The sequence below is a fragment of the Ruegeria sp. CDSA089 genome, from assembly GCF_059612205.1.
The window spans coordinates 777,684-803,716 of the sequence record NZ_JBXWQD010000001.1; the positions used below are offsets into that span (position 1 = coordinate 777,684).

Sequence of the window (26,033 nt, forward strand, 5' to 3'; positions counted from 1 at the left end):
CAGAGAGCCGGATCAAGTTCATGTCAGGATTTTTTCAAAAACCGCAATTTGGCGACATCAGTAGGTCAAACAGCGGTACTTGCAATAGCTGGACAGTTCGAAAATTATCCTTACAAAATCAGGGTTATCTTGACCGCCCAGACCGGAGTATCGCACTTGTCCCTATTCCTCATCGCGGCCCTTCCCTTTCTTGGCGCTGTATTTCCAGCTCTACTGATCAGGGCAGGACGAAATGCAGCTGCTTCGGCTGCAGGCCTCACCACATTCCTGGCACTGATGGGCGTCTTGATCCATATCCCCACGATCATGCGCGGCGAGGTCGTGACCGCCCGGTTCGACTGGATCCCCATCTTGGGCCTGAACGCGAATTTCATGATGGACGGGCTGAGTTTTCTGTTTGCCCTGCTGATCTTGGGGATCGGACTGCTGATCATCCTCTATGCGCGGTTCTACCTGTCGCGCGAGGACCCGATGGGACAGTTTTACACCTATCTGCTGCTGTTTCAGGGCGCGATGGTGGGGATCGTTCTGTCTGACAACATTTTACTTCTTCTTATTTTCTGGGAACTTACGTCTCTAAGTTCATTCTTGTTGATCGGCTATTGGAAACACCTGCCTGAGGGCCGTCAGGGCGCGCGCATGGCACTGGCCGTGACCGGTTCTGGCGGGCTGGCCATGATCGCGGGGATGCTGATTCTGGGCAATATCGTGGGGTCTTACGACCTGAGCGTAATCCTCCAGAACAAGGAGATGATTCAGGCGTCGCCCTATTATCTGCCCGCTTTGATCCTGATCCTGCTGGGCTGTTTCACCAAGTCGGCGCAGTTCCCGTTCCACTTTTGGCTGCCGCACGCAATGGCGGCTCCGACACCTGTGTCGGCCTATCTGCACTCGGCAACCATGGTGAAGGCCGGGTTGTTCCTGATGGCGCGGATGTGGCCGGTTCTGGCGGGCACGGATGCGTGGTTCTATATCGTGGCGACCACCGGTTTGGTGACCATGTTGATCGGTGCGGTGATTGCGCTGTTCAAAGACGACCTCAAGGCGCTGCTGGCCTTTTCGACCGTGTCACATCTGGGCCTGATCACCATGCTGCTGGGCTTTGGCACCAAGTTTGCCGCAGTCGCCGCCGTGTTCCACATCATCAACCACGCGACATTCAAGGCTGCGCTGTTCATGACCGCCGGGATCGTCGATCACGAGACCGGAACCCGGGATATCAAAAAACTGGGCGGGCTGCGCCACCTGATGCCGATCAGCTTTACCATCGGCACTATCGCAGCGCTGTCCATGGCGGGTCTGCCGCCCCTGAACGGGTTCCTGTCGAAAGAGATGATGCTGGAAGAAACCGTCCACACCACCTGGCTGCATTCGCACTATCTGGTGCCGGGTCTAGCCCTGTTGGCTGCAGTGTTCTCGGCAGCCTATTCATTCCGCTTCATCAGCCACGTGTTTCTTGGCCCCGAGCGTCACGACTATCCGCATCATCCGCATGACCCCCCGGTCGGGCTGTGGCTGGCCCCGGCGTTTCTGGTCGTGCTGGTCGTGCTCATCGGCCTTTATTCCAACGCTATCGTCGGCCCGCTGGTCGCGGTTGTGTCGGATGCGGTCTATGGCGGTGGCAAGCCGCCCTATTACTCGCTGAAACTGTGGCACGGGTTTACGCCCGCGCTTTACATGTCGGTTGTCGCCACACTGGGTGGCCTGTTCCTGCTGTCCCAGCACCGCCGGGGTGAGCAATTCTGGAACGCCCTGCCCCGCCCCGAGGCGAAAACCATATTCGAGGCCGTGATCAGTGCGCTGACTTCGGCAAGCCGCTGGATCACCGACACACTGCATAATGGCGTGATCAGCCGCTATGCCATCATCCTGATCGCCTTTACCGTGGGGCTTGGGTACTACGCCTATGCGACCGGTTCTATCGGCGCGCAGACGCGCGATCCCCTGCCGCTGCAGGTGATCCCAGTGATCGGCTGGATTTGTCTGGTGGGAGCCACCCTGGCCATCATGTGGTTCCACCGCAACCGCCTATTGTCGCTTGTATTGATCGGTGTCGTTGGTCTGATCGTTTCGATGGCCTTCAACTATCTGTCGGCCCCCGACCTTGCGCTGACCCAGATCTCGGTCGAGGTGGTAACGATGATCCTGTTGCTGCTGTCGCTGAACTTTCTGCCCACCGATACGCCTTGGGACAGCAGCGCCGCGCGGCGCTGGCGGGATGCAGCGATCTCGGTCGTAGCGGGGATCGGATCCGGTGCCCTGATCTATGCGCTGATGTTGCGGGATTTTGCCTTCCCCACGATCTCGGATTTCCACCTGGCCAATTCGTATAAGGGCGGAGGCGGCACCAATGTGGTGAACGTAATCCTCGTGGACTTCCGAGGCTTTGATACATTCGGCGAGATTATCGTGCTGGGCATCGCCGCCCTGATCATCTTTGCCCTGACCGAGTCCGTTCTGGGCACGAATGTGCGCGCCTATCTGCTGAACCGCAAACCACATTGGCCACAGTCGGGGGACTCGCATCCGCTGATGATGGTCGTCGTGACCCGGATGATGATGCCGATCGCGCTGATGGTGGGAGCATACATCTTTTTCCGTGGGCACAATCAGCCCGGCGGCGGGTTCATCGCCGGTCTGATCGTCGCCATTGCCTATCTGATGCAATACATGGCCAGCGGCTATACTTGGGCCATTGAACGGCAGAGGTTCTACTACCATGGGTCTATCGGGTGGGGCGTGCTGATCGCCGCTGCAACAGGGATCGGTGCATGGTTCAATGAGCGTCCGTTCCTGACCAGCGATTTCGGTTATATCCACTGGCCGCCGCTGGAAGAGTTCGAATGGGCCACAGCTATCCTGTTTGACACTGGCGTGTTCCTCGCCGTGCTTGGCGCGGTGATGCTGGCGCTGGACAGCCTGTCGCGCTTTGCGTGGCAGCCGGGCATGGCGCAGGAATTCCCGATGGACATCAACCCGCTGCGGGACCGCGACGCAAAAGACGATAACGAGAAGGAGCAGGCCTGATGGAAGCGCTCGTAGCCTCAGCCGTAGGCGTCATGACCGCTGCCGGGATCTTCCTGATCCTGCGCCGCCGAACCTTTCCCGTCATCCTGGGCCTTTCCCTGCTGACCTATGCGGTGAACGTGTTCCTGTTTGCCACAGGCCGGTTGGCGTTGGATGCACCTGCGGTGCTGAACAAATACAAGGACGTGCCCTACACCGACCCGCTGCCGCAGGCGCTGGTGCTGACGGCCATCGTTATTTCGTTCGGGATGACGGCGGTGATCGTGATGATTGCCCTCTCGGCCTATCTGTCGGCCAAGGATGACCACATCGACATGCGTGGACAAAACAATACCGACGCGCCGGGAGAAGACGCATGAACCACTGGATCGTCGCTCCGATCGTTCTGCCCGCGATCCTGGCCCCGTTCATCATCATGGTCCTGCGCTATCATCTGGACCTGCAACGCATCTTCTCGGTCGCTGGTGTGGTGGGCCTGCTGGGGATTGCCCTGACCATCACCGCACAGGCCGCTGGCGGAGATATTCTGGTCTATGAGTTGGGCAACTGGCCTGCGCCATTCGGCATCGTTTTGGTACTGGACCGGCTTTCTGCGATGATGGTGCTACTGACCGCGCTGTTGGCCCTGCCTATCGTGCTCTACGCCATCGCCTCGGGCTGGGACGACCGGGGCAAACATTTCCACGCCCTGTTTCACTTCCAGCTCATGGGTGTGTGCGGAGCCTTCCTGACCGGCGACGCCTTTAACCTTTTCGTGTTTTTCGAGGTGCTGCTGATCGCCTCATACGGATTGATGACGCATGGAGGCGGCGCAACCCGCCTGAAAGCAGGCGTGCAATATGTGGCCTATAACCTGCTGGGCTCTACCCTGTTTCTGTTTGCTCTGGGTACGCTTTATGCCGTCACAGGCACGCTGAACATGGCCGATATGGCGGTGCGCGTGGCTGAACTGCCTGCCGAAGATACGGCCTTGCTGCGGGTCGGCGCAGTGCTGCTTCTACTGGTCTTTTGTATCAAGGCCGCCGTTCTTCCGCTGCACTTCTGGTTGCCTGCCAGCTATGCCAACGCGCCGTTACCGGTGGCCGCACTGTTTGCGATCATGACCAAGGTTGGGGCCTATTCGATCCTGCGGATGTACACGCTGAGCTTCGGCCCCGAGGTTGAGGCCACCCAAGGGCTGGTGGGCTCCTGGTTGCAACCAGCGGCTCTGGTGACACTGGCCATTGGCACCATCGGCATTCTGGGCGCACAGCATATCGCGCGGATGGTGGCGTTCTGCGCCATCGCCTCGATGGGAACATTGCTGATCGCAATCTCTTTGTTTACCGAGACCGCTACGGCTGCGGCGCTGTATTACATCTACCACTCGACCCTTGCCACGGCACTGCTGTTTCTGATCGCCGATATGGTGGTCGAACGCCGCGGCGGGTCCATCGCTCCCACCGCGCCGATGCCGCAGGGCGGGCTGATCTCGGCCCTGTTCTTTGTAGGGGCCATCGCCCTGGCTGGGATGCCACCCCTGTCAGGCTTTATCGGCAAGTTGCTGGTGCTGGATGCCGCGCGAGATGCGCCTGACGCCAACGCGATCTGGGCGGTTGTCCTGATCGGGTCCTTCGTGACAATCGTCGGTTTGGCCCGCGCGGGTACGCTAATCTTCTGGAAAAGCCACGACATCCAGCACAATCCCGCAACCGACCTTGAAAAAGAAGAAGAGGCGCTGGCCAACCCTGCCCCCGAGCCCCACCCCGGACTGGCCTTTACATCGGTCTTTGCGGCAGTTCTGGGTCTGGTCCTGCTGACACTCTTTGCGGGTCCGGCGCTGAAATATGCCAACAACACGGCTGAGCAGCTCTTTACCCCAGAAAACTATATCGCTGCCGTATTGGGAGAGAACGGATGATCAGATTGCTGCACCGGATATTCCCGCACCCGCACCTGACCTTCCTGCTGACGGTGGTTTGGGTGCTGCTGGCCAATACCGGCTCGCTCAACTCGGTGGTGTTCGGGTTGTTGTTGGGGATCATCATCCCCTTTATCACCCAGCCCTATTGGCCCGACCGTCCGAAACTGCGCAACTGGCCGATGATCGCCGAATACATGCTGGTCGTGCTGTGGGACATCGTGATCGCCAATATCACCGTGGCCAGGATCATCCTGTTCAAACGCGACGCCGACCGGCAACCCAACTGGGTCTCGATCCCATTGGAACTGCGAACCCCCGAGGCGATCACCGTTCTGGCCGGAACGATCACCATGACGCCCGGCACAGTCAGCTGCGATCTGTCCGCACAAGGCCATAACTTGCTGGTTCACTGCCTCGACGCGCCCGACCCCGAGGCAGTACGTGACGAGATCAAGCAACGCTATGAGCGCCGCCTGAAGGAGATTTTCGAATGATTGTCACCTATGCCATCTGGTTCGCTTTCGCCTGTTTCGGCGCGGCGATCATGCTGTGTCTCTACCGGATCATCTCGGCCGAGGGGGTCGGCACCCGCGTTCTGGCGCTGGACACGATGGTGATCAATACCATCGCGCTGATGATCCTGTACGGGCTTGCATTGGGGACCGAGATCTTTTTCGAATCCGCCATGATCATTGCCATGCTGGGTTTTGTCTCGACCGTAGCCTATGCGCGCTTCATGCTGCGCGGCAATATCATCGAGTGAGGGCGGCATGACGATTATCTTCGAAATTCTGATTGCTTTCTTTCTGGTCGTTTCTGGCATCTTCGGCTTTGTCGGGTCCTATGGGATGATCAAGCTGAAGGACCCGATGTCGCGCCTGCATGCACCTACCAAGGCCACCACGCTGGGCGTAGGCGGGGTGCTGCTGGCGTCGATCGGCCATTCGGTTCTGCTCGAAGGCAAGCTCTCGCTGCACGAGCTTCTGATCACGCTCTTTTTGTTCCTGACCGCGCCGATCACGGCCCTGTTCATTGCCAAATGGCATATTCATCGCCATGAAAAGCCAAGCGATCTGCCGGATGCGGGCGAGGATGAGCTTTGGGCCACCCACGCGGTCGAGCAGGTCGAGGACGTCCCTGACCACACAGCGAACTGACCCTGATGCATACTTCTCCGCTGCCCCTGACCCGCGATCTGGTTCTTGTCGGCGGCGGCCATACGCACGCGCTGCTGCTGCGCAAATGGGGGATGAACCCCTTGCCCGGCGCACGCGTGACCGTGATCAACCCCGGCCCCACCGCGCCGTATTCCGGCATGTTGCCGGGGTTTGTGGCCGGGCACTACGAACGCGCAGAACTGGATATTGATCTGGTGAGGCTGGCCCGGTTCGCTGGCGCGCGGGTCATTTTGGGCAAGGTCGAGGGAATTGATCTGGATACCCGTTGCGTGCGCGTACCAGGCCGCCCTCCCGTGGCGTTTGACGTGGCCTCGGTTAACATTGGCATCACCTCGGACATGCCCGCTCTGCCCGGATTTTCTGATCACGCAGTGCCCGCTAAACCTCTGGGTCCGTTTGCCGCCAGATGGGGCGAATATCTTGAACGCACGGGCCCTGCTTCGGTCGTTGTGATTGGCGGCGGAGTGGCCGGGGTTGAGTTGGTGATGGCCATGGCCCACGCCCTGCGCGCCAAGGGACGTGTGGCGCAGGTCACGTTGATCGACAATGCGCAGGCGTTGACGGCGACAGCGGACAAGGCCGCTGCAACCATCCGCAAGGCCATGGAGGGGCTTGGGGTTGACGTGATCGAAGGCGCGACCATTGCAAAGACCACCAGCGAAACCGTCGTGCTGGAAGATGGCCGCCAAATCCCTGCCAGTTTCGTGACAGGCGCAGCCGGAGCGCGCCCTTATGCCTGGATGGCCGATACCGGGCTGGAGATGCAGGATGGTTTTATCCGAGTGAACGGCTTCCTCCAGTCCAGCGATCCCGCGATTTTCGCCGCTGGGGATTGCGCGCATCTGTCCGAAAACCCGCGCCCCAAAGCGGGCGTTTACGCGGTGCGCGAGGCACCGATCCTGTTCAACAACCTGCGGGCCATGTTGGGGGCGGGCCGAATGCGCCGGTATCAGCCGCAGAAAGACTATTTGAAACTAATCTCGCTGGGCGAGAAGTCAGCCTTGGGCGAGCGCCTCGGAACATCGTTCAGTGGCCCTTTGATGTGGCGTTGGAAAAACCACATTGATCAGACCTTTATGAACAAGTTTCGCCACCTGCCCCAGATGGAACCGCCTGCAGTGCCGCGACTTCACGCCAGCGGTCTACATGAAGCGTTGGGCAACAAACCCATGTGTGGCGGCTGCGGTGCCAAAGTCGGGCACGGTGCGCTGCACGCTGCATTGAAACACCTGCCCGAGGTACAACGAGAGGACATCCACTCCCTGCCCGGCGACGATGCCGCCCTGGTTCATACTGGTGGCGTGCGGCAGGTCATCACCTCGGACCATCTGCGAAGCGTCTCAGATGATCCAGTACAGATGACACGCATCGCCGCCGTTCACGCCTTGGGTGATATCTGGGCAATGGGTGCTGCGCCACAGGCCGCTACGGCGACCATCATCCTACCCCGCATGACGCCTGAATTGCAGCGCAGAACGATGGCCGAAATCATGTCAACTGCCAGTGAAGTCATCCGCCAAGCTGGGGCCGAGATCGTGGGCGGTCACAGTTCCATGGGGGATGAGATGACCATCGGGTTCACCCTGACCGGACTGTGTGCGCGCGCGCCGATCACCCTGTCCGGGGCGCATACGGGCGATGCTTTGATCCTGACCAAACCTCTGGGCAGCGGTGTCCTGATGGCTGCTGAAATGGCCGGGCAAGCCAACGGGGACTGGATCGCCAAAGCTTATGAACAGATGACCCACCCGCAAGCTGAAGCGTCTCGGATTCTGGCCGATGCCCACGCGATGACGGATGTCACCGGGTTTGGGCTGGCGGGGCATCTCATGGGCATGTGTCAGGCCTCGGGCTGTGGCGCAACGCTGGATCTGGATGCGATTCCGTTGATGACCGGCGCGCTCGACTTGGCCACGCTGGGGGTCCGGTCCACGATTTTCGACGAAAATCGTTCCATCGCACTGGATCTGCCGTCCGGTGGAAAGGCCGATCTGTTGTTTGATCCGCAAACCGCAGGTGGGCTTTTGGCCGCGGTCGCGGCGGATCAGGCCCACAGTCTTTGCGAACGGTTGCACAAAGCCGGATATCCGGCGGTGGTGATCGGCCATATGACCGAAGCCGCAGGGCTGCGCCTTCAGGACTGATCCAGAACCGTCTGCACCTGAGAAGCGACCTGCTCCAACCCCTTGGCATCCAGCGTCGGCACATCAACCCGCGCAATCACTTCCGCCTTCCGGGCACGGCTGGATTTCGCATAGGCCAGGTCATAGTGTTGCTGCATCAAAGCCTGCGTCAGTGCCAGCTTGTCGCCCGCCTCGATCAGGGTAAGCCAACCGTCGACCACCTCATGCCCGCGATGAGACCGGAGCGGAGACAGTCTGTCCCGCAATCGAGCGGTGTCAGATAAAATATCATCATAGGCCCGCACCAGATAAGCCGAGCGCGCCTCAAGCGGTGCGCAAATGTGAATGCGCGGCGCGGCACATAACGCGGTCCACAGTGAGGGCGGCAGGATCAAAGACCCGATCCTGGAAGATTCCGCCTCGACCACCACGGGATGTGCGGGATCAAGGGCGCAGAGCGCCGCCGCAAGCGCGGATTCAAATGCTTTCTGACTAGGTTGACCCCCGGGCTGTTCCCCAAGTAGCGAGCCGCGGTGATTGGCCAACCCTTCCAGGTCCAGCACCTGAACACCGCGGATGTTCAGACGGGCCAGCAATTCAGTTTTGGCAGTTCCGGTGTAGCCATCCAGCGCGAAGAGACGATGCGGCAGAGGGTCCTCGTAGAGATATCGGTTCACCAAACGGCGATAGGTGCGATAGCCGCCCTCGACCACTTCGGCCCGCCAACCGATCTGTTGCAGCATCCAGGTGAATGAGCCCGAGCGTTGCCCACCACGCCAGCAATAGACCAGAGGTTTCCACCCGCCCTCATGATGCGACAGGTTGTTTTCGATATGGTTGGCAGCATTGCGAAACACCAACGCCGCCCCTAGTTTGCGGGCCAGAAACGGGCTTTCTTGCACATAGATCGTCCCGACCCGCGCGCGTTCTTCATTGTCCAAAACCGGCAAGCTGATCGCACCTGGAAGGTGATCTTCGGCATATTCTGCGGGGCTGCGCACGTCGATCACGGTGTCAAACCCATGCGCATACAGGTCAGGCAAGCTGGAGAATTTCAGAACCATGCCAACCGTCTATCCCGCACAGGCTGGTTTGAAAAGAAGAACGCTTAACCAGCGACGGACTCGATCAGGCTCGCCCCGCTGGCCCGGTTCGAGTTCACGGCAGGATCGACGCGATGATAGCTCAGTAAGCCCTCTGGCCCCGGCACCATCAGACGGGCGGCCCCTTTCCCAGCCTCACCCAACCACAAGGGCCAGTCCTGTGGCTCCAGGATCAGCGGCATTCGATGGTGGATCGCACTCAGAGTGTCATTGGCCGAGGTCGTGACGATGGCGCAGGTCGGCTGCCGGGCTTCCTCGGCGCCCCAGTTCTGCCAAACACCAGCAAAGGCGATGGGCGCATGATCGAGGCGATGAATATACCATGGCAACCTGTTGCCTTGTTCGGTCTTGGTCCATTCATAAAACCCCGTCGCCAAGATCAGACAGCGCCTTTCGCGGCAAGCCGCGCGAAAGGCCGATTTCTCGGCCAGGGTCTCGGCACGCGCGTTGATCAGCAGGGGCCCAGCGGTTTCGGTCTTGTACCAATGCGGCAGGAACCCCCAGCGCATCGGATCCAGGGTCCGCCCGTTTTCGCTCGCGCGCACCACATGTACCTGATTTGTGGGGCAAACATTGAAATTGGGCACAGCCGGCAAGCTGTTGGACGGCCGCGCGGCAAAAAGCTGAGCCATCGCATCATTGGGAAGAGTTATTGCAAACCGTCCGCACATGGGTAATGAACCACCTATATTTCCTTCTTACAGGCACCGGGTCATATGCAAAACCAAACAGCCAATACCCTTAAAAGCAAGGCTTTGTCAGCGCTGGAGACCGGCAAGCCGCACCAGGCGCTAAAAAAAGCTCAACTGGGATTGAAGAAGTTTCCAAAAGACAGCGATTTTCACGCCATCGCAGGCTTTGTCCTGACCGAAATGAAGCAATATAGGAAGTCGATCCCGCATTTCGTGGAAGCCGCGCGGATGAAGCCGCAAGACCCGCAATTCGTAGAGAATTTGGCCAATGCGTTGATGCAAACCGGCCAGATTCCAAAAGCGCTGGATTATGCCGAACAGAAACTTGAGATCTTTCCCAACAACAAAGAGCTCAACCGCGTTCTGGATGAAATCTACCTGAAAGGTAACAACTGGCGTCAGATCATTGATCACACAACCAAAAAGCTGGCCGCAGACCCTGACAATGTCGACCTTCTTTCGACACGGGCGCGGGCCTATGGGCGGGTCGGGTTCGACGAGGACAGTTCAAACGATATTAACCATGCCTACCGGATCGCACCGGAAAGCCACAAAGTCGCGTTACTAAAGGCAGTCAACTTGCATCAAGGCGGTGACAAGGCGGGAACCAAGGCTATCCTGGAGCGGATTCTGAACGAAAACCCGGACCACATCAATTCGTTGCTGCAACTTTCTACGATGGTAGGTGGTGCGGAAGCCGGAAGCTTGCTCAAAAACGTTGAAAGCGCGATTGAGAGATCGGAACACAAGCTATCCGAATTGGAATTTGCCAAGGCGCATCTGACACACAAAATCGATGGCTTGGACGCGGCCATGCCGCAATTCGAAAAGGCCAACGCGGTTCAGCACGATTCCAATCCATATAATTTTGAATCCGAAGAGGAAAAACTGGGCACGGTCACACGTCAATTTTCTGAAGGCAATCAAATATTGGCAAATGACGTAAGCGAAGGACCCTTGCCAATATTCGTCGTCGGCCAACCGCGTTCAGGCACGACCTTGATGGAGATGATGCTGAGTTCAGACCCCAACATTGCTGGTTGTGGTGAACTTATGCTCGGGTCCGACCTCTCGGTTAACTTCTGGCAAGGCAAGGATACCTTCGATACGGCATCTGCCGCTCAGTTCGCGCAGGAATTTCGCAAACTGATGCCTCCGATCCCTGAAGGGTCCATAGCCTTTGTCGACAAGATGCCCCATAATTTCCAACGTGTGGGCTATTTGCTGTCCGCCTTCCCTAATGCGCGGGTGATCAACATGCAGCGCGATCCACGCGATGTAGGGCTGTCGAAATGGATCCGACGCTTTCCCGCAGGCGGGATGCGCTATGCGTCAAACCAAAAGGCTATTGCACACACGGCCAACCTGTACCGGCGCTATATGGCTCATTGGGAAAAAGTGTTCGAGGATCGCATCCTGACCGTTCCTTACGAAAAACTCGTGGCCGATCCCGAGACCTACAGCAAGAAGGTCGCTGCGTTCTGCGGCATCGAGTGGTCCGATGCGATGATGCATCCGGAAGAGAACAAAAAACAGGTTAGAACGGCCAGCATCGACCAGGTGCGCAACAAAATCTCCACCAAATCTGTCGGCGGATGGCGCAGCGTCAGGCACCATCTTCAGCCAATGCTGGACGGTATCGATCCCGCACTTTGGCCTGAGTACGAATTCGACTGATCCCAATAAAAAAGGCCGCATCCGTACGATGCGGCCTATCAGTTTTCTGCACCTAAGGTGTCATTTCTGCTTAATGCGCCCGTCCAGATACGGGGTGTACGGCGCGTTGGCGGCCAGATATTCAGCCGTCACGTCAGCCAGGTCCGGGCCATAATCATAGGCGTTCTTGTCATCGCCTTCGAACATGTCATAGCCGTCGCCGCCATTACGGACATAATTGTTGGTCACGACAAGATAGGTCGCCGCCGGGTCAATCGGGACAAAGCCCCCGTCCTTGGCTACCATCACATCGCTGATACGCCCTTCGTTCGGCGCAACCGCAGGATCCCATGTGAAAGTCATACCGGCCACTTGCGGGAAACGGCCCTTGACCTCTTCCACCTGGCTCACACCGTTTTCCAGCGCATCAATGACGCCCTGACCGCTGATCTGGAAGGTTGAGAGCGTGTTCTGGAACGGCAGCACGGTCAGCACTTCGCCCATGGTCACGTCACCCGGATCAATCGAGGCACGCAAACCACCCGAGTTTGCAATTGCAATCTGCACACCCTGATCGGCAACACGGGCCAGCATGGCATCGGCTACAAGATTGCCCATCTGGCATTCTTGCACTCGGCAGACAGCGCGGTCGCCCTCAATCGCGTCAGCAGCACTTGCCACAACCTTGTTGCGAATCTCGTCCAGCGGCACGGCCAGTTCCGCGATGCGATCCAGCGCCGACTGATCCTCGGTCACAGTGTTGTCCATGATCAGTGGCTCGCCCGCGGCTTCGACCACATTGCCATCGTCGTCAAAGGTCACGTTCAGCTCACCCAGAAATTTGCCATAGGCATAAGCCTGAACGATCTGGACCCCGTTCACCACGGTTGGATAGGGACCCGCCGCCTTGTCCGAGACGTTGGACAGATACGTGTTGGAATGTCCCCCCACGATCACATCGACACCGGTTGTTTCGCTGGCCACGCGTTGGTCCACGCCAAAGCCCGAATGGCTGAGTACGATGATCTTGTTCACCCCCTCGCCGGTCAGTCTGTCAACTTCGGCCTGCACCGCCGGGACCGGATCCGAGAAGGTTATGTTCGGGCCGGGTGAGGCCAGATCATGGGTGTCTTCCGGGGTCAGACCGATCAGGCCGATCTTCTCGCCGCCCACTTCAATCACGGTCGATTTCTTGATCTTGTCGGTCAGCAGCTCTTCGTCTTTGACATCGGCGTTCGACATCAGCACTGGAAAATCGACCGAGTCGATGAAACCGCGCAGAACCTCGGGCCCGTCGTCGAATTCGTGGTTGCCCACGGTCATCGCGTCATAATCCAGCTTGTTCATGAACTCAGCCGCGACCTTGCCCTTGTAATAGGTATAGAACAGGGACCCCTGAAATTGGTCTCCGCCATCCACAAGGATCGAGTTCTCGGCACGGCCACGGGCATCGTTCACTGCCGTTACCAAACGGGCCGAGCCACCAAAGCACTCGCCTTCGGCATTGTCTTCAGCGCTGCAGCCGCTGTCATATTTGTTGATCGGTTCGAACCGGGCGTGGAAATCGTTGGTATGCAGGATCGTCAGCTTATATTCGGCTGCGGCCATGCCTGCTGTCAGGCCCAGAACGGCGACCGATGTCAGTAAGCGGGTGAACATGTTCAAACTCCCAATTGTTATTTGTTGTGATCGTGCGCCGTGCTGCGCAAAGAGTCAAAGGGGGAAATCCAGCTTGATTCTACCCGCCGTGCGAGGCATCACGGCCCCATGCTGATTTACAAGATTTTCCGGGCCGACGAATGGGCCGCTTTGCAGTCCGATGGGGCGACGGACGGTGCTCCGATTGATGTGGCGGATGGCTATGTCCATTTTTCGACGGCCGAGCAAGCAGCCGAGACAGCGGCCAAGCATTTCGCCGGGATCGACGGTCTGACCCTGTTGGCCTGCGACGCCGACGCGATGGGCGACGACCTGAAATGGGAGGTCTCGCGCGGGGGCGCGCTGTTTCCGCATCTCTACCGGCAGATCAGGATGACGGATGTGCATTGGGCCAAGCCTTTGCCTTTTGACGGACAGGCCCACCAGTTCCCCGAGGAGATGGAATGACCCGCTACGTCGACCCAGATCGCGCGCAGTTCGCGGCGTTCAAGGATCTGGACCGCGATCATCCGATCGAGATGCTCAATCTGGTGAAATTCCGCGCCAAGGCCGCGTACCCGGATGACCACGATCTGGCCGCTGCCGGTCTGACCGGCGCGCAGGCCTATCGCAACTACGGGAGCGACACCGCCCCGATCATCGCTCGTATCGGCGCGCATATTCTATGGAGCGGCGCGTTTCAAACAACCCTGATCGGCCCGCAGGACGAGGTTTGGGACGCAGTCTTTATCGCCAGCTATCCCACCGCTCATGCGTTCATGGAAATGGTCACGGACCCGGATTACCAAAAAGCGGTCGTGCATCGTCAGGCAGCGGTGGACACGTCGCGGCTTATCCGGTGCGCGCCGACCCAAGGCAGAGAGAGCTTCGGATGAAACTGACCGAGAAACTGGGCCTTGCCGCCCTGCACCGGATGGATCCGGAAGCCGCGCATGGGATGTCGATCACGGCGTTGAAAGCGGGGCTAGCCCCCGCGCCCGGTCCTGTGACCTCGTCCCGGTTGCGCACACAGGTGGCTGGGCTTGATCTGCCCAACCCGGTTGGGCTGGCCGCTGGTTTCGACAAGAACGGCGAGGTTCTGACACCTCTGTCCCGCGTGGGCTTCGGGTTTATCGAGGTCGGTGCCGTGACCCCACGCCCGCAGCCCGGTAACCCCAAACCACGCCTGTTTCGCCTGTCCGAAGACAAGGCCGCCATCAACCGCTTTGGCTTCAACAACGAAGGCATGGAGGTCATGGCCACTCGTCTGGCGGATCGCCCCAAAGACGCTGTGATCGGCCTGAACCTGGGTGCGAACAAGGACAGCGACGACCGCCCCGGCGACTTTGCCAAGGTGCTGGCCCATTGCGCGGCACATCTGGATTTCGCGACGGTCAATGTCTCGTCCCCTAACACCGAGAAACTGCGCGACCTACAGGGCAAGGCTGCGCTCAGTGCGTTGCTAGGCGGAGTGATCGAAACCCGCGATGCCCTGGCCCGTCCCCTGCCTGTCTTCCTGAAGATCGCCCCCGATCTGACCGAAGACGAATTGCAAGACATTGCTGATGTCGCTCGGGAAACCGGCGTGGATGCGGTGATCGCCACCAATACCACCCTGTCCCGCGACGGGCTGCGAAGTGTGCATAAGGATCAGGCCGGAGGTCTGTCCGGCGCACCTCTGTTCGAGAAATCCACCCGCGTATTAGCCCGGCTGAGCCAGTTGACAGAAGGTCAAATCCCTCTGATCGGTGTTGGTGGGATCAGCACAGCGGAACAGGCCTATGCCAAGATTTGCGCCGGAGCCTCTGCCGTGCAGTTCTACACGGCGATGGTTTATGGCGGCATCTCATTGGCCGCTGAGATCACGCAGGGGTTGGATAAACTTCTGGCGCGCGACGGGTTCGACACGGTCGCGCAAGCCGTGGGCAGCAAACGAGAGGACTGGTTATGATCAACTATTGGCACAACCCCCGCTGTTCCAAATCCCGCGCGGGGCTGGCGTTGCTTGAGGAAAAAGGCGCGCAGGTCGAGGTGCGGAAATACCTTGAAGACGCGCCCTTGGCGGATGAGTTGCGCGCGACACTGGCCCTTTTGGGCGTACCCGCCATCGACATGATGCGGACGGGTGAAAAACAGTTCAAGGAACTCGGGCTGACCAAAACCACGTCAGAGGACACACTGATCGCGGCAATGGCGGAACACCCGATCCTGATCGAGCGCCCTCTGGCGATCAATGGCGACAAGGCCGCCATCGGACGCCCGCCCGAGAACCTGCTGAACCTGCTTTAAGAGATCTGCGCCTCAAGCCGGGGATAGCGCCAGCCCAAGGTCAATCCCCGCGCAATGTTCAGAACCATCAACGCGGCCCAAAGGCCGTGATTGCCCAGCGTCGGCACCAGTAAGAACAGGGCGACCACATAGATCGCAACCGACTGGATCATCGCGTTGCGCATATCCCGCGTCCAGGTTGCCCCGATATAGATGCCGTCAAACATCCAGCTTGCCACCCCGATCACCGGGGCCAGCGCCGCCCAGATCAGGTATTCTCGCGCAGCCAGACGAACCTCGGGCGAGGTGGACATCAGGTCGATCAGCGCAGGCCCGGCAAGGTAGAACACTGCGCCCAAGGCAAAGGCTCCGCCCACACCCCACTGCGATGCCAAGACCGAAGCCCGCCGCACTTGATACCGGTCCCGCGCACCCACTGCGCCGCCCACCAGCGCCTCGGCTGAAAAGGCGAATCCGTCCAGCGCAAAAGCCGTGATCTCCAGAAACTGCAGTAGGACCTGATTGGCCGCCAGATTAACATCGCCCAGATCGGACCCCACAAACAGGAAGGTGGTGAATGAGCCCGTCAACAGGACCGACCGGATCATGATATCCGCATTCACCTGCACCATCCGACGCAAACGCGCGGCGTTGAATATGCGGGGCCAGTCGCGCCACTGATTGCCGCCGAACGCGCTGCGACACAGCCACAGACCCAACGCCAGACCACTCCACTCGGCGATCAAAGTGGCGATGGCGACGCCTTCGACACCCCAGCCCAGCCCCAGAACAAACCAAAGGTCTAACAGGATGTTCAGCCCGTTCATCCAGATCTGAAGCAGGAACACGCCGCGCGTGCGTTCGATTGCTATCAACCAGCCGGTCACGGCATAAAGCGCTATTGTCGCCGGCGCCCCCCAGATGCGAATTTCAAGGTATGCGCGGGTCAGGGACTCGACCTCGGGACTGGCCGGGGACAGCGCGAAGGCCCCCCAGAACACCCATACTTGCGTAGCGATGAATACAAGACCAGCGGCACCGCCCAGTAGCAGGCCGCGCATCAACAGCGCACCGGTCTCGGCTGTATCGCCTGCGCCGCGCGCCTGCGCTGCAAGACCGGTCGTGCCCATGCGCAAGAACCCGAAAATCCAGTAAATCGCTGACAGGATCACCGCGCCCATGCCGACGGCTCCGATGGGGGCCGCCTGCCCCATCTGGCCCACAACGCCGGTATCGACCGCGCCCAAAATCGGAACGGTGGCGTTTGACAACACAATGGGAAGGGCAATCTTCAGCACCCGTCCATGCGTTATTGGCGCCGAAGCGTCCTGCATGGAGGCTAGCTATCCATGGTCTTAGGTTGTGGCATCAGGAAATGACCCGTGGCCTGCGCAAAAGGGCGCGCATGATTGTCCTGCCATGCTTCGACCCGGACCGAGGCATAGCGACGCCCCGACCGGCTGATGATAGCCCGCGCATAGGCATCGCGCGGCAGACCGGATCGCAGATAATCGACCGTGAAATCCACAGTCTTGGGAAAGCGGATCGTCTCATCCCGCGCGATCTGCTCGGCATCCAGCTCACCGCTCTCGATGCTGGGCAGGAAATACTCCCAACTCAAGGTGATCACGGCCGTGACCTCAAGGAAGGCTGCGGTGACGCCCCCATGCAGGGCGGGAAGGATCGGGTTTCCGATGAGCTTTTCGTCATAGTTCAACACCCCGGTCAGCTCATCCCCACGCCGGTCAAAGCTGAAATCCATGAATCGGATATAAGGCACTCCATCGACAATCGCGTTCAGCGCCGCGTCCCGGCGCTGTTTGACCACTTGCACGGGTTCGGGACGTTTGCGCGCCATCAGAGCCCCTCCACCGTGAAAGAGCCCGAGGCCGTGGCCACCGGCAGGTCCTGATTTTCGTCCATCGCGGTCGCGCGTACGAAGGCCACGTTACGGGTGATGTGGTAGCAGGTCGCGCGCGTGGTGATGGTCTGACCCGGGGTTGCCGCGCGCATATAATCGATGCGCAAATCGATGGTCGCCGTGCCACCGGGCGCGGACGGGTGGCTCATGACAGCGGCGCCGCAACAGGTGTCCAGAACGGCAAATACAGCGCCGCCATGGATGACCCCAGTTCGCGGATCGCCCACCAATTCCACGTTATAGGGCATTGTAATCGCAGCCTCTCCGTTACCGATTTCAGTCAGCGTCATGCCCAGCGCCCTGGCATGTGGGATCGCCTCGATGAACTGACGCGCGATAGCAGCTTTGTCGACCATCTATTTGTACCTTCTTGGTTTCTCCCTTTATGAGCGCGTGGCCCGCAAAAGAGCAAGCCCACCTGTTGCGCTTGTCAGGCGTAGGTCATAGGCTGCGCCAGAGGAGATCAGGAATGCCCGACGACCGTTTGTCATTCAAAGAGATGTGCGCCCAGTTCGATGTGACACCGCGCACCCTGCGCTACTATGAGTATATCGAGCTGTTGCAGCCCGACCGCGAAGGCCGGGCGCGATTCTATGGTCCACGCGAATGCGCCCGCATGACGCTGATCATGCGGGGGCGCAAATACGGCTTTCCCTTGGAAGACATCCGCCAATGGCTGCTGATATACGAAGATCAGGGCAACCAGGCGCAGATGAAGGCTTTTGTCGACTTGGCCGATGTCCAATTAGTTGAACTACACAAGCAAAAGCAGCAACTGGATGAGGCGATCGACGCTCTGAAAACCATGCGCGATCAGACCGCCAGGTCGCTGGATTGACCTCAACGCCTATTGCGGCCCTCTTGAAGCCCCGCAAAAGGGATTGCTGTTGCAATTCCCGTTTCAATTGAGTGTTGGCCAGCTGTCGAAATCTGAAAATAACGTGACGTGACGTTGGGGATTTCACCCTCAAACGGACTTGACGCAAACGGAAGTTACGTCAACTAAAGTTGTGACGTAGCGTTTGCATTACGTGAACGTCATCTCCGTGTTGTAAGTGGCGCATCGACTGCGCAACTGTACTTGATAGACGCCAGTGACAAGAGTGCTGAAACCATGACCGAAGATCTGATGACCATTCGTGAAATGTGCGAGACCTATGACGTCACGCCGCGCACATTGCGGTTTTACGAGGCCAAAGAACTTTTGTTCCCGATCCGCGAGGGGCAAAAACGCCTGTTCACCAAACGCGACCGGGCGCGCCTGAAACTGATTCTGCGCGGCAAGCGCTTTGGCTTTAGCCTAGAAGAAATCCGGCAACTTCTGGATCTGTATCATGTGGGGGATCAGCAGATGACGCAGATGACCCGCACGTTTGAGATCGCCCGCGAGCGTCTGACCGATATGGAGGCCCGCCGCGAAGAACTGACGCAGGCCATCGACGATCTGAAGGAACAGTTGCGTTGGGGCGAGAAAGTGATCGCCTCGATGAAGAACGAAAAGAAAGCCGCCGAGTAGCCCTGCGGCCCCACCTCCGGACATTTGAGATTAAAGGGAGCTTCTTATGCCCGTCTATAACGCGCCAACAAAAGACATGCAGTTCATTCTGCACGAAGTCCTCAACGTTTCGGGGTCGAAAATCCCCGGTTACGACGAATTGGAAGCCGAATTCACCGGTGCCGTTCTCGAGGAAGCCGGCAAAATCGCAACAAACGTCCTGCACCCGCTGAACGTTGTGGGTGACACCGAAGGTGTGCGCCACGAAAACGGAGTCGTCTACACGCCGACCGGCTTCAAAGACGGTTTCGAGCAGATGAAAGAAGGCGGCTGGACCGGCTTGGATATGCCCGAGGAATTCGGCGGTCAGAACATGCCTTATGTCCTGGGTAGCGCGGTGGGCGAGTTCTTTCAGTCCGCCAACCAAGCCTTCACCATGTATCAGGGTCTGACCCACGGCGCGGCCTCGGCCATTCTCGCCCACGGCACCGACGAGCAGAAGGCCACCTATCTGCCCAACATGGTCAGCTGTGAATGGACCGGCACCATGAACCTGACCGAACCGCATTGCGGCACCGATCTGGGCCTGATGCGCACCAAGGCTGAACCGCAGGACGACGGCAGCTATAAGGTGTCAGGTCAGAAGATCTTTATCTCGGCCGGTGATCACGACATGGCCGACAACATCATCCACCTGGTTCTGGCCAAAATCCCCGGCGGCCCCGAGGGCATCAAGGGTGTCTCGCTGTTCATCGTGCCCAAGTTCATCGTCAACGAAGACGGCTCGCTGGGCGAACGCAACGGCGTTTCGGTCGGCAAGGTCGAAGAGAAAATGGGCATCCACGGCAACTCGACCTGTGTGATGAACTATGACGAAGCCACCGGCTTTTTGCTGGGCGATCTGCACAAAGGTATGCGCGCCATGTTCACCATGATGAACGAAGCGCGCCTGGGTGTGGGTATGCAAGGTCTGGCACAAGCCGAGGCCGCCTATCAGAACGCTGTCGAATACGCCAAGGACCGCCTGCAGGGCCGTGACGTGACCGGAGCGAAAAACCCCGATGGCCCGGCCGATCCGCTGATCGTCCACCCCGATATTCGCCGTAGCCTGATGGATCAGAAAAGCTTTACCGAAGGTGCGCGTGCCTTCATCTTGTGGGGTGCCACACTGATCGACCAAGCACATCGTTCTGGCGATGCAGATGCAGACGGCCTGATCTCGCTGCTGACGCCGGTCATCAAAGGTTTCCTGACTGACGAAGGCTATGACATGACTGTCAAAGCTCAGCAGGTTTACGGCGGCCACGGCTACATCGAGGAATGGGGCATGTCGCAATACACCCGCGACGCCCGTATCGCCATGATCTACGAAGGCGCAAACGGCGTTCAGGCGCTGGATCTGGTGGGTCGTAAGCTTGCTACCGATGGCGGCAAGCACGTCATGGCCTTCTTCGACATCGTCAAGAATTTCTGCAAGGAAAACGGTGGCCAGAACGAAGCCTTTGACAAGGCGTTCATCGAACCGCTCAAGGCGGCGTCCAAGGATCTGCAGGCGGCTGGCATGTACTTCATGCAGAACGGTGCAAAGAACCCCAACCACGCACTGGCTGGTTCGAACGACTTCATGCACATGTTCGGCCATGTCTGCCTAGGCTTGGTGTGGGCGCAAATGGCAAAAGCAGCCTATGCGGCCCTTGACGGCGGGGCGTCGGATACCGAGTTCTACCAGACAAAGATTGCCACCGGCCAGTTCTACATGGCGCGTCGCCTGCCGGCCACCGGCCTGCATCTGGCGCGTATCCAGACCGGTGCTGACACTGTCATGGCTCTGGATGCGGCGAACTTCTGATCCAAAACCGGCTGCAGGATTTTGTCTTGCAGCCGGACTTCGCAAAGGACCGACATGCCCAAACGCTTTCGCCTGACCCGCCGGTTTCCGGTTGCAATGACCGAAGATGGCTATCGCAAACTGCGCGGTTTCGCTGCCGAAGCCGGGTTGGATGAGGGTGAGGCTCTGTCGTTTCTATTCGAAAATTTCAACAGCGTGATTGATCACGACAACCTGACGCACAAGTTGCGCATCTTCAACTCGGAACTTGAGGCGCGAAAACGGTGAATGATGCGGGGACCAGACAACTTTGGCAAATCGCAGATACTCTGTCCGCCTCCGGCGGACGTATTTGGAGCGAGAAGAAGGCAAACGCACGCTTCCCCCCCGCCATCCGGGTTATGATCGCACCTTTGGGCACGCAGTCAGGACGGCGAGGCTTTTCATCGTGCGAACATCGGCTCGGCAGCCTGTACCGCACGCATGAAAAGGCCGCTTCGACGTTAAAGAACCGTTACGGAGAAGGGAAAACCCTGCGGACTTCTTCTCTTCAAAAATTCGGAAATACCGACATAGCCGCACACGCCACGGGAGGGGCGCGCACATGACCATCAAACTGCATTGCTTCGGAGAAAGCGGAAATTCTTACAAAGCCGCGCTTGCGCTTGAGATGTCGGGCCTGGAATGGGAACCCGTTTTTGTGGACTTTTTCAAAGGCGTATCGCGCACCCCCGAATATCGCGCCGAGGTCAATGAAATGGGCGAGGTGCCAGTCCTGACCGATGGCGATTTTCGCACAAGCCAATCCGGGGCCATTCAGGCTTATATCACTGAAAAGTCAGGCAAGTTCGGCGGCAAGGACCGCGACGAAAACTACGACATCTTTCGCTGGGTCCTGTGGGACAATCACAAGCTCAGCTCGAATGCGGGGATGACTCGGTTTTTGTGCAATTTCCTGCCCGAAGAGCACCGCAACCCAGATGTCATTGCGTTCAACCAAGGACGCCTGAAGGCCGCTTACGAAATCCTGAATACCCACCTTGAGGGCCGCGACTGGATCGTGGGCGACGGCGTGACCAACGCCGACCTCAGCTGCTGCGGATACCTGTACTACCCTGAACCATTCGGCTTTGACCGTGCCGACTGGCCCCATATCGACGCCTGGCTGGCGCGCCTCAGCGAACAGCCCGGCTGGAAACACCCCTATGACCTGATGCCCGGCAATCCGTCGGATCGAGCTTGAGGAGAAGACCCATGACCGAAGCCTATATCTATGACGCCCTGCGCACCCCGCGTGGCAAGGGCCGCAAGGATGGCAGCCTGCACGAGGTAACCTCGGTGCGACTGTCCGCCGTCGCCCTTAACGCCATGAAAGAGCGCAACAACCTGGAAGGTCACGCCGTCGAGGACGTGATCTGGGGCAACGTCACGCAGGTGATGGAGCAAGGCGGTTGTTTGGCGCGCTCGGCCGTGCTGGCCTCGGATCTGGATGAATCGATCCCGGGTCTGGCCATCAACCGCTTCTGCGCTTCCGGCATGGAAGCCGTGAACCTGGCCGCAAACCAGATCAAAGGCGGTGCCGGTGACGGCTATATCGCCGGCGGCGTCGAGATGATGGGCCGTGTACCCATGGGATCGGACGGCGCGGCTATTGCCGTTGACCCTACCCTGGCGATGGATACCTATTTTGTACCGCAGGGGATTTCCTCGGACATCATCGCCACCGAATACGGCTTCAGCCGCGATCAGGCGGACCAGTTGGCGATGGAATCGCAGCGCCGCGCGGCGCAAGCCTGGGACGAAGGCCGCTTTGAAAAATCGATCATTCCGGTCAAGGACCGCAACGGCCTGACCATTCTGGACCGCGACGAATACATGCGCCCCGGAACTGACATGCAGAGCCTCGGCAGCCTGAACCCAGCCTTCCAGATGATGGGAGAGCAGATGCCGGGCTTCGACAAGGTCGCCCTGCTGAAATACCCGCACCTGGAAAAGATCAACCACATCCACCACGCGGGCAACAGCTCGGGCATCGTGGACGGGGCAGCGGCCGTTCTGATCGGCAACAAGGAATTCGGTGAGAAGCACGGCATCAAGCCGCGCGCGCGTATCAAAGCCACCGCCAAGATCGGTCTGGACCCGACGATCATGCTGACTGGCCCGGTTCCGGTGACCCAGAAAATCCTGGCCGACAACGGCATGCAGATTTCGGATTTCGACCTGTTCGAAGTGAACGAAGCCTTCGCGTCGGTCGTACTGCGGTTCCAGCAGGCATTTGATGTGGACCCCGAGCTGGTGAACGTCAACGGCGGCTCGATCGCGATGGGTCACCCGTTGGGTGCAACCGGCGCGATGATCATCGGCACCCTGCTGGACGAACTGGAGCGTCAGGACAAAGAAACCGGCCTGGCCACGCTCTGCATCGCGTCGGGCATGGGGGCCGCGACTATCATCGAGCGGGTCTGATGCCCAAGCTGGATCTCTCTCAGATCCCGTTTATTGGGGGATCGTCCTATCCCGGTAAGCTGGCCGAGGCGACCGCAGGTCGTTTCGTTCAGCGGCTGGGGGATGCGGGCGGTCTGACCCAATATGGGGTCAACATCGTACGGTTGGAGCCCGCGGGGATGTCCTCGCTGCGGCACTACCACATGGAGCAGGACGAGTTCGCCATTGTGCTTTCCGGCACCTGCACGTTGATCGACGACGATGGTGAGCACGAGATGCGGCCCGGTGACTGCGCGGCCTGGCCCGCAGGTGAGCCCAACGGCCACCACCTTGTTAACAAAACCGACGCGCCCGCGACCTTTCTGGTGGTGGGCACGCGGACCCCGACCGAGACCGGCTTTTACAGCGATATCGACATGATGGTGAAGGATGACGCCGACGGCGAGGCCTTCACCCGGAAAGACGGCAGCCCGCTGACGGCTGACCAGATTGGAGATGACAATGACTGATTTCACTCTGACCAAAGACGCAGACGGCGTCGCCACGATCACCTGGGACGTTCCAGGCAAGACGATGAACGTAATGTCCTTTGACGGGCTGGCCCAGCTGAGCGACCTGATCGATCAGGCGCTGGCGGATGAGGAGGTCAAGGGGATCGTCCTGACCTCGGGCAAAGAAGGGTCGTTTGCGGGCGGCATGGACCTGAACCTGCTGGCTGTGATGAAGGAACAGGCAGGCGACAACCCGGCCAAAGGTCTGTTTGACGGCACGATGCAAATGCACGCCCTTCTGCGCAAGATCGAGCTGGCCGGCATGGACCCCAAGACCAAGAAAGGCGGCAAGCCGATCGCAACCGCCCTGCCCGGCACTGCCGCAGGCATCGGCATGGAGTTGCCTCTGTCCACGCATCGCATTTTCGCCGCCGAGAACCCCAAGGCGAAATATGGCCTGCCCGAGATCATGGTCGGCATCTTCCCCGGCGCGGGCGGCACCACGCGGATGGTCCGCAAGGTGGGCGCGATTGCAGCGGCACCGCTGCTGCTGGAAGGCAAGATGCTGGACGTCAAAAAGGCCAAAGGCGCAGGCTATATCGATGAGATCGCTGCAGATCCGGTGGCAGCCGCAAAGGAATGGGTGCTGAAAGCGAAAGACACCGATCTGGTCAAGCCGTGGGATGCCAAGGGCTATAAAATGCCCGGCGGTGCGCCGTACCACCCTGCAGGTTTCATGAACTTCGTTGGCGCCTCGGCGATGGTAAACGGCAAGACCCAAGGCGCCTTCCCGGCGGCCAAGGCGTTGCTGAGTGCAGTTTATGAGGGGGCTCTGGTTGACTTCGACACCGCGCTGAAGATCGAAGCGCGCTGGTTCACCTCAGTCCTGATGAACCCGTCCTCGGGTGCCATGATCCGGTCGCTGTTCCTGAACAAAGAAGCGCTTGAGAAAGGCGCAGTACGTCCAGCCGGTGTGCCGGATCAGTCGGTCAAGAAGATCGGCGTTCTGGGTGCGGGCATGATGGGTGCGGGCATCGCGCTGGTCTCGGCCCAGGCCGGGATGGAGGTTGTTCTGGTCGATCGTGATCAGGCGGCTGCCGATAAAGGCAAAGCCTATACCGAGGCTTATCTGGACAAGGGCATGAAGCGCGGCAAAGTCACCGAAGACAAGAAACAGGCGATGTTGTCGCGCATCACCGCAACGCCCGATCTGGACCACCTGAAAGGCTGCGACCTGATCATCGAAGCCGTGTTCGAAGACCCTTCCGTCAAGGCCGAGATGACCCAAAAGGTCGAGGCGATCATCCCCGAGGATTGCATTTTTGCCTCGAACACCTCGACCCTGCCGATCACCGATCTGGCCAAGGCCAGCGTTCGGCCCGAACAGTTCATAGGCATTCACTTCTTCTCGCCGGTTGAGAAGATGTTCCTGGTTGAGATCATCAAGGGCAAGGAAACCGGCGATCGTGCGGTTGCCACGGCGCTGGACTATGTGCGCCAGATCCGCAAGACGCCGATTGTGGTCAACGATGCACGCTTCTTCTACGCTAATCGCTGCATCATCCCTTACATCAACGAAGGTCTGCGGATGATAACCGAGGGCGTCAGCCCGGTGCTGATCGACAATGCCGCGCGTCAGCTGGGCTTCCCCGTAGGGCCGATCCAGTTGAATGACGAAACCTCGATTGATCTGGGTGCCAAGATAGCGCGGGCGACCAAAGCTGCGATGGGCAACGCCTATCCCGAAAGCCCCGCCGATGACCTGATCTTCTGGATGGAAGGCGAAGGCCGTCTGGGCCGCAAGGCCAATGCAGGCTTCTTCGACTATGACGAAAAGGGCAAACGCGTCGCATACTGGACCGGCCTGGCCGAGAAATACCCGCATGCCGAAGAGCAGCCCGACCTGATCGAAGTACAGGAACGCCTGATGTTCGCGCAGGTGTTGGAAGCTGTCCGCGCGTTGGAGGAAGGTGTTCTGGAAGACATCCGCGAAGGCGATGTGGGCGCCATCCTGGGTTGGGGCTTTGCGCCGTGGTCCGGTGGCCCGCTGAGCTGGCTGGACATCATCGGCACACCTTATGCGGCTGAACGTTGCGATCAGTTGACCGAAGCCTACGGTGAACGCTTCACCTGCCCGCCGCTGCTGCGGGAAATGGCGGAGAAGGGTCAAAGCTTCTACGGGCGTTTCGACCCCGAAGCCAAAGCGGCCTAAAAGTCAAAGAAGCTGGCGCAGCCCCCCTGCGCCAGCTTTCCCATTTGCACTTT

At 59.2% G+C, this 26,033-nt stretch carries 26 protein-coding genes; 20 read left to right on the forward strand and 6 right to left on the reverse strand.

Annotation, left to right across the window (positions count from 1 at the left end):
- Positions 1 to 156 precede the first annotated feature (156 nt).
- From AC2FJ6_RS03985 to selD, 7 genes are read left to right on the forward strand one after another with little or no spacing between them, the layout of a single operon-like run.
- The gene (locus AC2FJ6_RS03985) at positions 157 to 3,027 is read left to right on the forward strand and encodes a monovalent cation/H+ antiporter subunit A (protein WP_496668469.1); all 2,871 of its coding nucleotides are present in this window, start codon (positions 157 to 159) and stop codon (positions 3,025 to 3,027) included.
- Positions 3,027 to 3,386 carry a Na+/H+ antiporter subunit C gene (locus tag AC2FJ6_RS03990; RefSeq protein ID WP_170770195.1) on the forward strand — a complete coding sequence of 120 codons (360 nt, stop codon included), beginning with the start codon at positions 3,027 to 3,029 and terminating at the stop codon, positions 3,384 to 3,386. Before AC2FJ6_RS03985 ends, AC2FJ6_RS03990 begins: the two co-directional genes overlap by 1 nt.
- Positions 3,383 to 4,927, forward strand: coding sequence for a monovalent cation/H+ antiporter subunit D (locus AC2FJ6_RS03995; protein ID WP_170770193.1), 1,545 nt, complete (start codon positions 3,383 to 3,385; stop codon positions 4,925 to 4,927). The genes AC2FJ6_RS03990 and AC2FJ6_RS03995 overlap by 4 nt, the downstream gene beginning before the upstream one ends.
- Complete coding sequence (locus tag AC2FJ6_RS04000; protein WP_174819356.1) at positions 4,924 to 5,424, forward strand: Na+/H+ antiporter subunit E; 501 nt, start codon at positions 4,924 to 4,926, stop codon at positions 5,422 to 5,424. The genes AC2FJ6_RS03995 and AC2FJ6_RS04000 overlap by 4 nt, the downstream gene beginning before the upstream one ends.
- A complete protein-coding gene (locus tag AC2FJ6_RS04005) occupies positions 5,424 to 5,693 on the forward strand; it encodes a K+/H+ antiporter subunit F (protein ID WP_170770632.1) in 270 nt (89 codons plus the stop codon). Before AC2FJ6_RS04000 ends, AC2FJ6_RS04005 begins: the two co-directional genes overlap by 1 nt.
- A 7-nt stretch (positions 5,694 to 5,700) precedes the next feature.
- Positions 5,701 to 6,087 (forward strand): Na+/H+ antiporter subunit G, encoded by a 387-nt coding sequence (locus AC2FJ6_RS04010; RefSeq protein WP_170770191.1) that lies wholly within the window; start codon positions 5,701 to 5,703, stop codon positions 6,085 to 6,087.
- A gap of 5 nt (positions 6,088 to 6,092) precedes the next feature.
- Positions 6,093 to 8,252, forward strand: a complete 2,160-nt coding sequence (selD, locus tag AC2FJ6_RS04015; RefSeq protein WP_170770189.1) for a selenide, water dikinase SelD — start codon at positions 6,093 to 6,095, stop codon at positions 8,250 to 8,252.
- On the opposite strand, the gene mnmH is transcribed toward selD, so the two are convergent.
- Entirely contained in the window at positions 8,243 to 9,295 is a 1,053-nt protein-coding gene (mnmH, locus tag AC2FJ6_RS04020; protein ID WP_170770187.1) for a tRNA 2-selenouridine(34) synthase MnmH, read from the reverse strand. The genes selD and mnmH overlap by 10 nt on opposite strands.
- A 44-nt stretch (positions 9,296 to 9,339) precedes the next feature.
- A complete protein-coding gene (locus AC2FJ6_RS04025; protein ID WP_170770185.1) occupies positions 9,340 to 10,005 on the reverse strand; it encodes an SOS response-associated peptidase in 666 nt (221 codons plus the stop codon).
- Between the two features lie 45 nt (positions 10,006 to 10,050).
- Between AC2FJ6_RS04025 and AC2FJ6_RS04030 the strand changes: the two genes are divergently transcribed.
- On the forward strand, positions 10,051 to 11,703 hold the full coding sequence (locus AC2FJ6_RS04030; RefSeq protein ID WP_170770183.1) for a tetratricopeptide repeat-containing sulfotransferase family protein: 1,653 nt from the start codon (positions 10,051 to 10,053) through the stop codon (positions 11,701 to 11,703).
- Between the two features lie 60 nt (positions 11,704 to 11,763).
- Here the strand turns inward: AC2FJ6_RS04030 and AC2FJ6_RS04035 are convergent, their stop codons facing one another.
- Positions 11,764 to 13,341 (reverse strand): bifunctional metallophosphatase/5'-nucleotidase, encoded by a 1,578-nt coding sequence (locus AC2FJ6_RS04035; RefSeq protein WP_170770181.1) that lies wholly within the window; start codon positions 13,339 to 13,341, stop codon positions 11,764 to 11,766.
- 108 nt (positions 13,342 to 13,449) lie between these two features.
- Here AC2FJ6_RS04035 and AC2FJ6_RS04040 point away from each other — a divergent pair, with 108 nt between their 5' ends.
- From AC2FJ6_RS04040 to arsC, 4 genes are read left to right on the forward strand one after another with little or no spacing between them, the layout of a single operon-like run.
- Positions 13,450 to 13,788, forward strand: coding sequence for a DUF952 domain-containing protein (locus AC2FJ6_RS04040; RefSeq protein ID WP_170770179.1), 339 nt, complete (start codon positions 13,450 to 13,452; stop codon positions 13,786 to 13,788).
- The gene (locus AC2FJ6_RS04045; RefSeq protein ID WP_170770177.1) at positions 13,785 to 14,216 is read left to right on the forward strand and encodes a DUF1330 domain-containing protein; all 432 of its coding nucleotides are present in this window, start codon (positions 13,785 to 13,787) and stop codon (positions 14,214 to 14,216) included. Before AC2FJ6_RS04040 ends, AC2FJ6_RS04045 begins: the two co-directional genes overlap by 4 nt.
- Positions 14,213 to 15,271, forward strand: coding sequence for a quinone-dependent dihydroorotate dehydrogenase (locus tag AC2FJ6_RS04050; RefSeq protein WP_480874580.1), 1,059 nt, complete (start codon positions 14,213 to 14,215; stop codon positions 15,269 to 15,271). Before AC2FJ6_RS04045 ends, AC2FJ6_RS04050 begins: the two co-directional genes overlap by 4 nt.
- The gene (arsC, locus tag AC2FJ6_RS04055; protein ID WP_496668471.1) at positions 15,268 to 15,609 is read left to right on the forward strand and encodes an arsenate reductase (glutaredoxin); all 342 of its coding nucleotides are present in this window, start codon (positions 15,268 to 15,270) and stop codon (positions 15,607 to 15,609) included. Before AC2FJ6_RS04050 ends, arsC begins: the two co-directional genes overlap by 4 nt.
- Here arsC and AC2FJ6_RS04060 read toward each other — a convergent pair.
- From AC2FJ6_RS04060 to AC2FJ6_RS04070, 3 genes are read right to left on the reverse strand one after another with little or no spacing between them, the layout of a single operon-like run.
- On the reverse strand, positions 15,606 to 16,922 hold the full coding sequence (locus AC2FJ6_RS04060) for an MATE family efflux transporter (protein WP_170770172.1): 1,317 nt from the start codon (positions 16,920 to 16,922) through the stop codon (positions 15,606 to 15,608). The genes arsC and AC2FJ6_RS04060 overlap by 4 nt on opposite strands.
- A gap of 5 nt (positions 16,923 to 16,927) precedes the next feature.
- Positions 16,928 to 17,446: a PaaI family thioesterase gene (locus AC2FJ6_RS04065; RefSeq protein WP_170770170.1), complete on the reverse strand. Its 519-nt coding sequence runs from the start codon at positions 17,444 to 17,446 to the stop codon at positions 16,928 to 16,930.
- On the reverse strand, positions 17,446 to 17,865 hold the full coding sequence (locus AC2FJ6_RS04070; protein WP_170770167.1) for a PaaI family thioesterase: 420 nt from the start codon (positions 17,863 to 17,865) through the stop codon (positions 17,446 to 17,448). The genes AC2FJ6_RS04065 and AC2FJ6_RS04070 overlap by 1 nt, the downstream gene beginning before the upstream one ends.
- 113 nt (positions 17,866 to 17,978) lie before the next feature.
- Here AC2FJ6_RS04070 and AC2FJ6_RS04075 point away from each other — a divergent pair, with 113 nt between their 5' ends.
- From AC2FJ6_RS04075 to AC2FJ6_RS04110, 8 genes are all read left to right on the forward strand, one after another.
- A complete protein-coding gene (locus AC2FJ6_RS04075) occupies positions 17,979 to 18,347 on the forward strand; it encodes a MerR family transcriptional regulator (protein ID WP_170770165.1) in 369 nt (122 codons plus the stop codon).
- A 276-nt stretch (positions 18,348 to 18,623) separates the two neighbouring features.
- On the forward strand, positions 18,624 to 19,025 hold the full coding sequence (locus AC2FJ6_RS04080) for a MerR family transcriptional regulator (protein WP_170770163.1): 402 nt from the start codon (positions 18,624 to 18,626) through the stop codon (positions 19,023 to 19,025).
- Between the two features lie 46 nt (positions 19,026 to 19,071).
- Positions 19,072 to 20,853 (forward strand): acyl-CoA dehydrogenase C-terminal domain-containing protein, encoded by a 1,782-nt coding sequence (locus AC2FJ6_RS04085; RefSeq protein WP_496668473.1) that lies wholly within the window; start codon positions 19,072 to 19,074, stop codon positions 20,851 to 20,853.
- Positions 20,854 to 20,907: 54 nt separating this feature from the next.
- On the forward strand, positions 20,908 to 21,120 hold the full coding sequence (locus AC2FJ6_RS04090; protein WP_170770159.1) for a hypothetical protein: 213 nt from the start codon (positions 20,908 to 20,910) through the stop codon (positions 21,118 to 21,120).
- Positions 21,121 to 21,436: 316 nt separating this feature from the next.
- Positions 21,437 to 22,075 (forward strand): glutathione S-transferase family protein, encoded by a 639-nt coding sequence (locus tag AC2FJ6_RS04095; RefSeq protein ID WP_170770157.1) that lies wholly within the window; start codon positions 21,437 to 21,439, stop codon positions 22,073 to 22,075.
- A gap of 11 nt (positions 22,076 to 22,086) precedes the next feature.
- A complete protein-coding gene (locus AC2FJ6_RS04100; protein WP_170770155.1) occupies positions 22,087 to 23,298 on the forward strand; it encodes an acetyl-CoA C-acetyltransferase in 1,212 nt (403 codons plus the stop codon).
- Positions 23,298 to 23,786, forward strand: coding sequence for a cupin domain-containing protein (locus AC2FJ6_RS04105; RefSeq protein ID WP_496668475.1), 489 nt, complete (start codon positions 23,298 to 23,300; stop codon positions 23,784 to 23,786). The genes AC2FJ6_RS04100 and AC2FJ6_RS04105 overlap by 1 nt, the downstream gene beginning before the upstream one ends.
- The gene (locus tag AC2FJ6_RS04110; RefSeq protein WP_170770152.1) at positions 23,779 to 25,980 is read left to right on the forward strand and encodes a 3-hydroxyacyl-CoA dehydrogenase NAD-binding domain-containing protein; all 2,202 of its coding nucleotides are present in this window, start codon (positions 23,779 to 23,781) and stop codon (positions 25,978 to 25,980) included. The genes AC2FJ6_RS04105 and AC2FJ6_RS04110 overlap by 8 nt, the downstream gene beginning before the upstream one ends.
- Positions 25,981 to 26,033 lie beyond the last annotated feature (53 nt).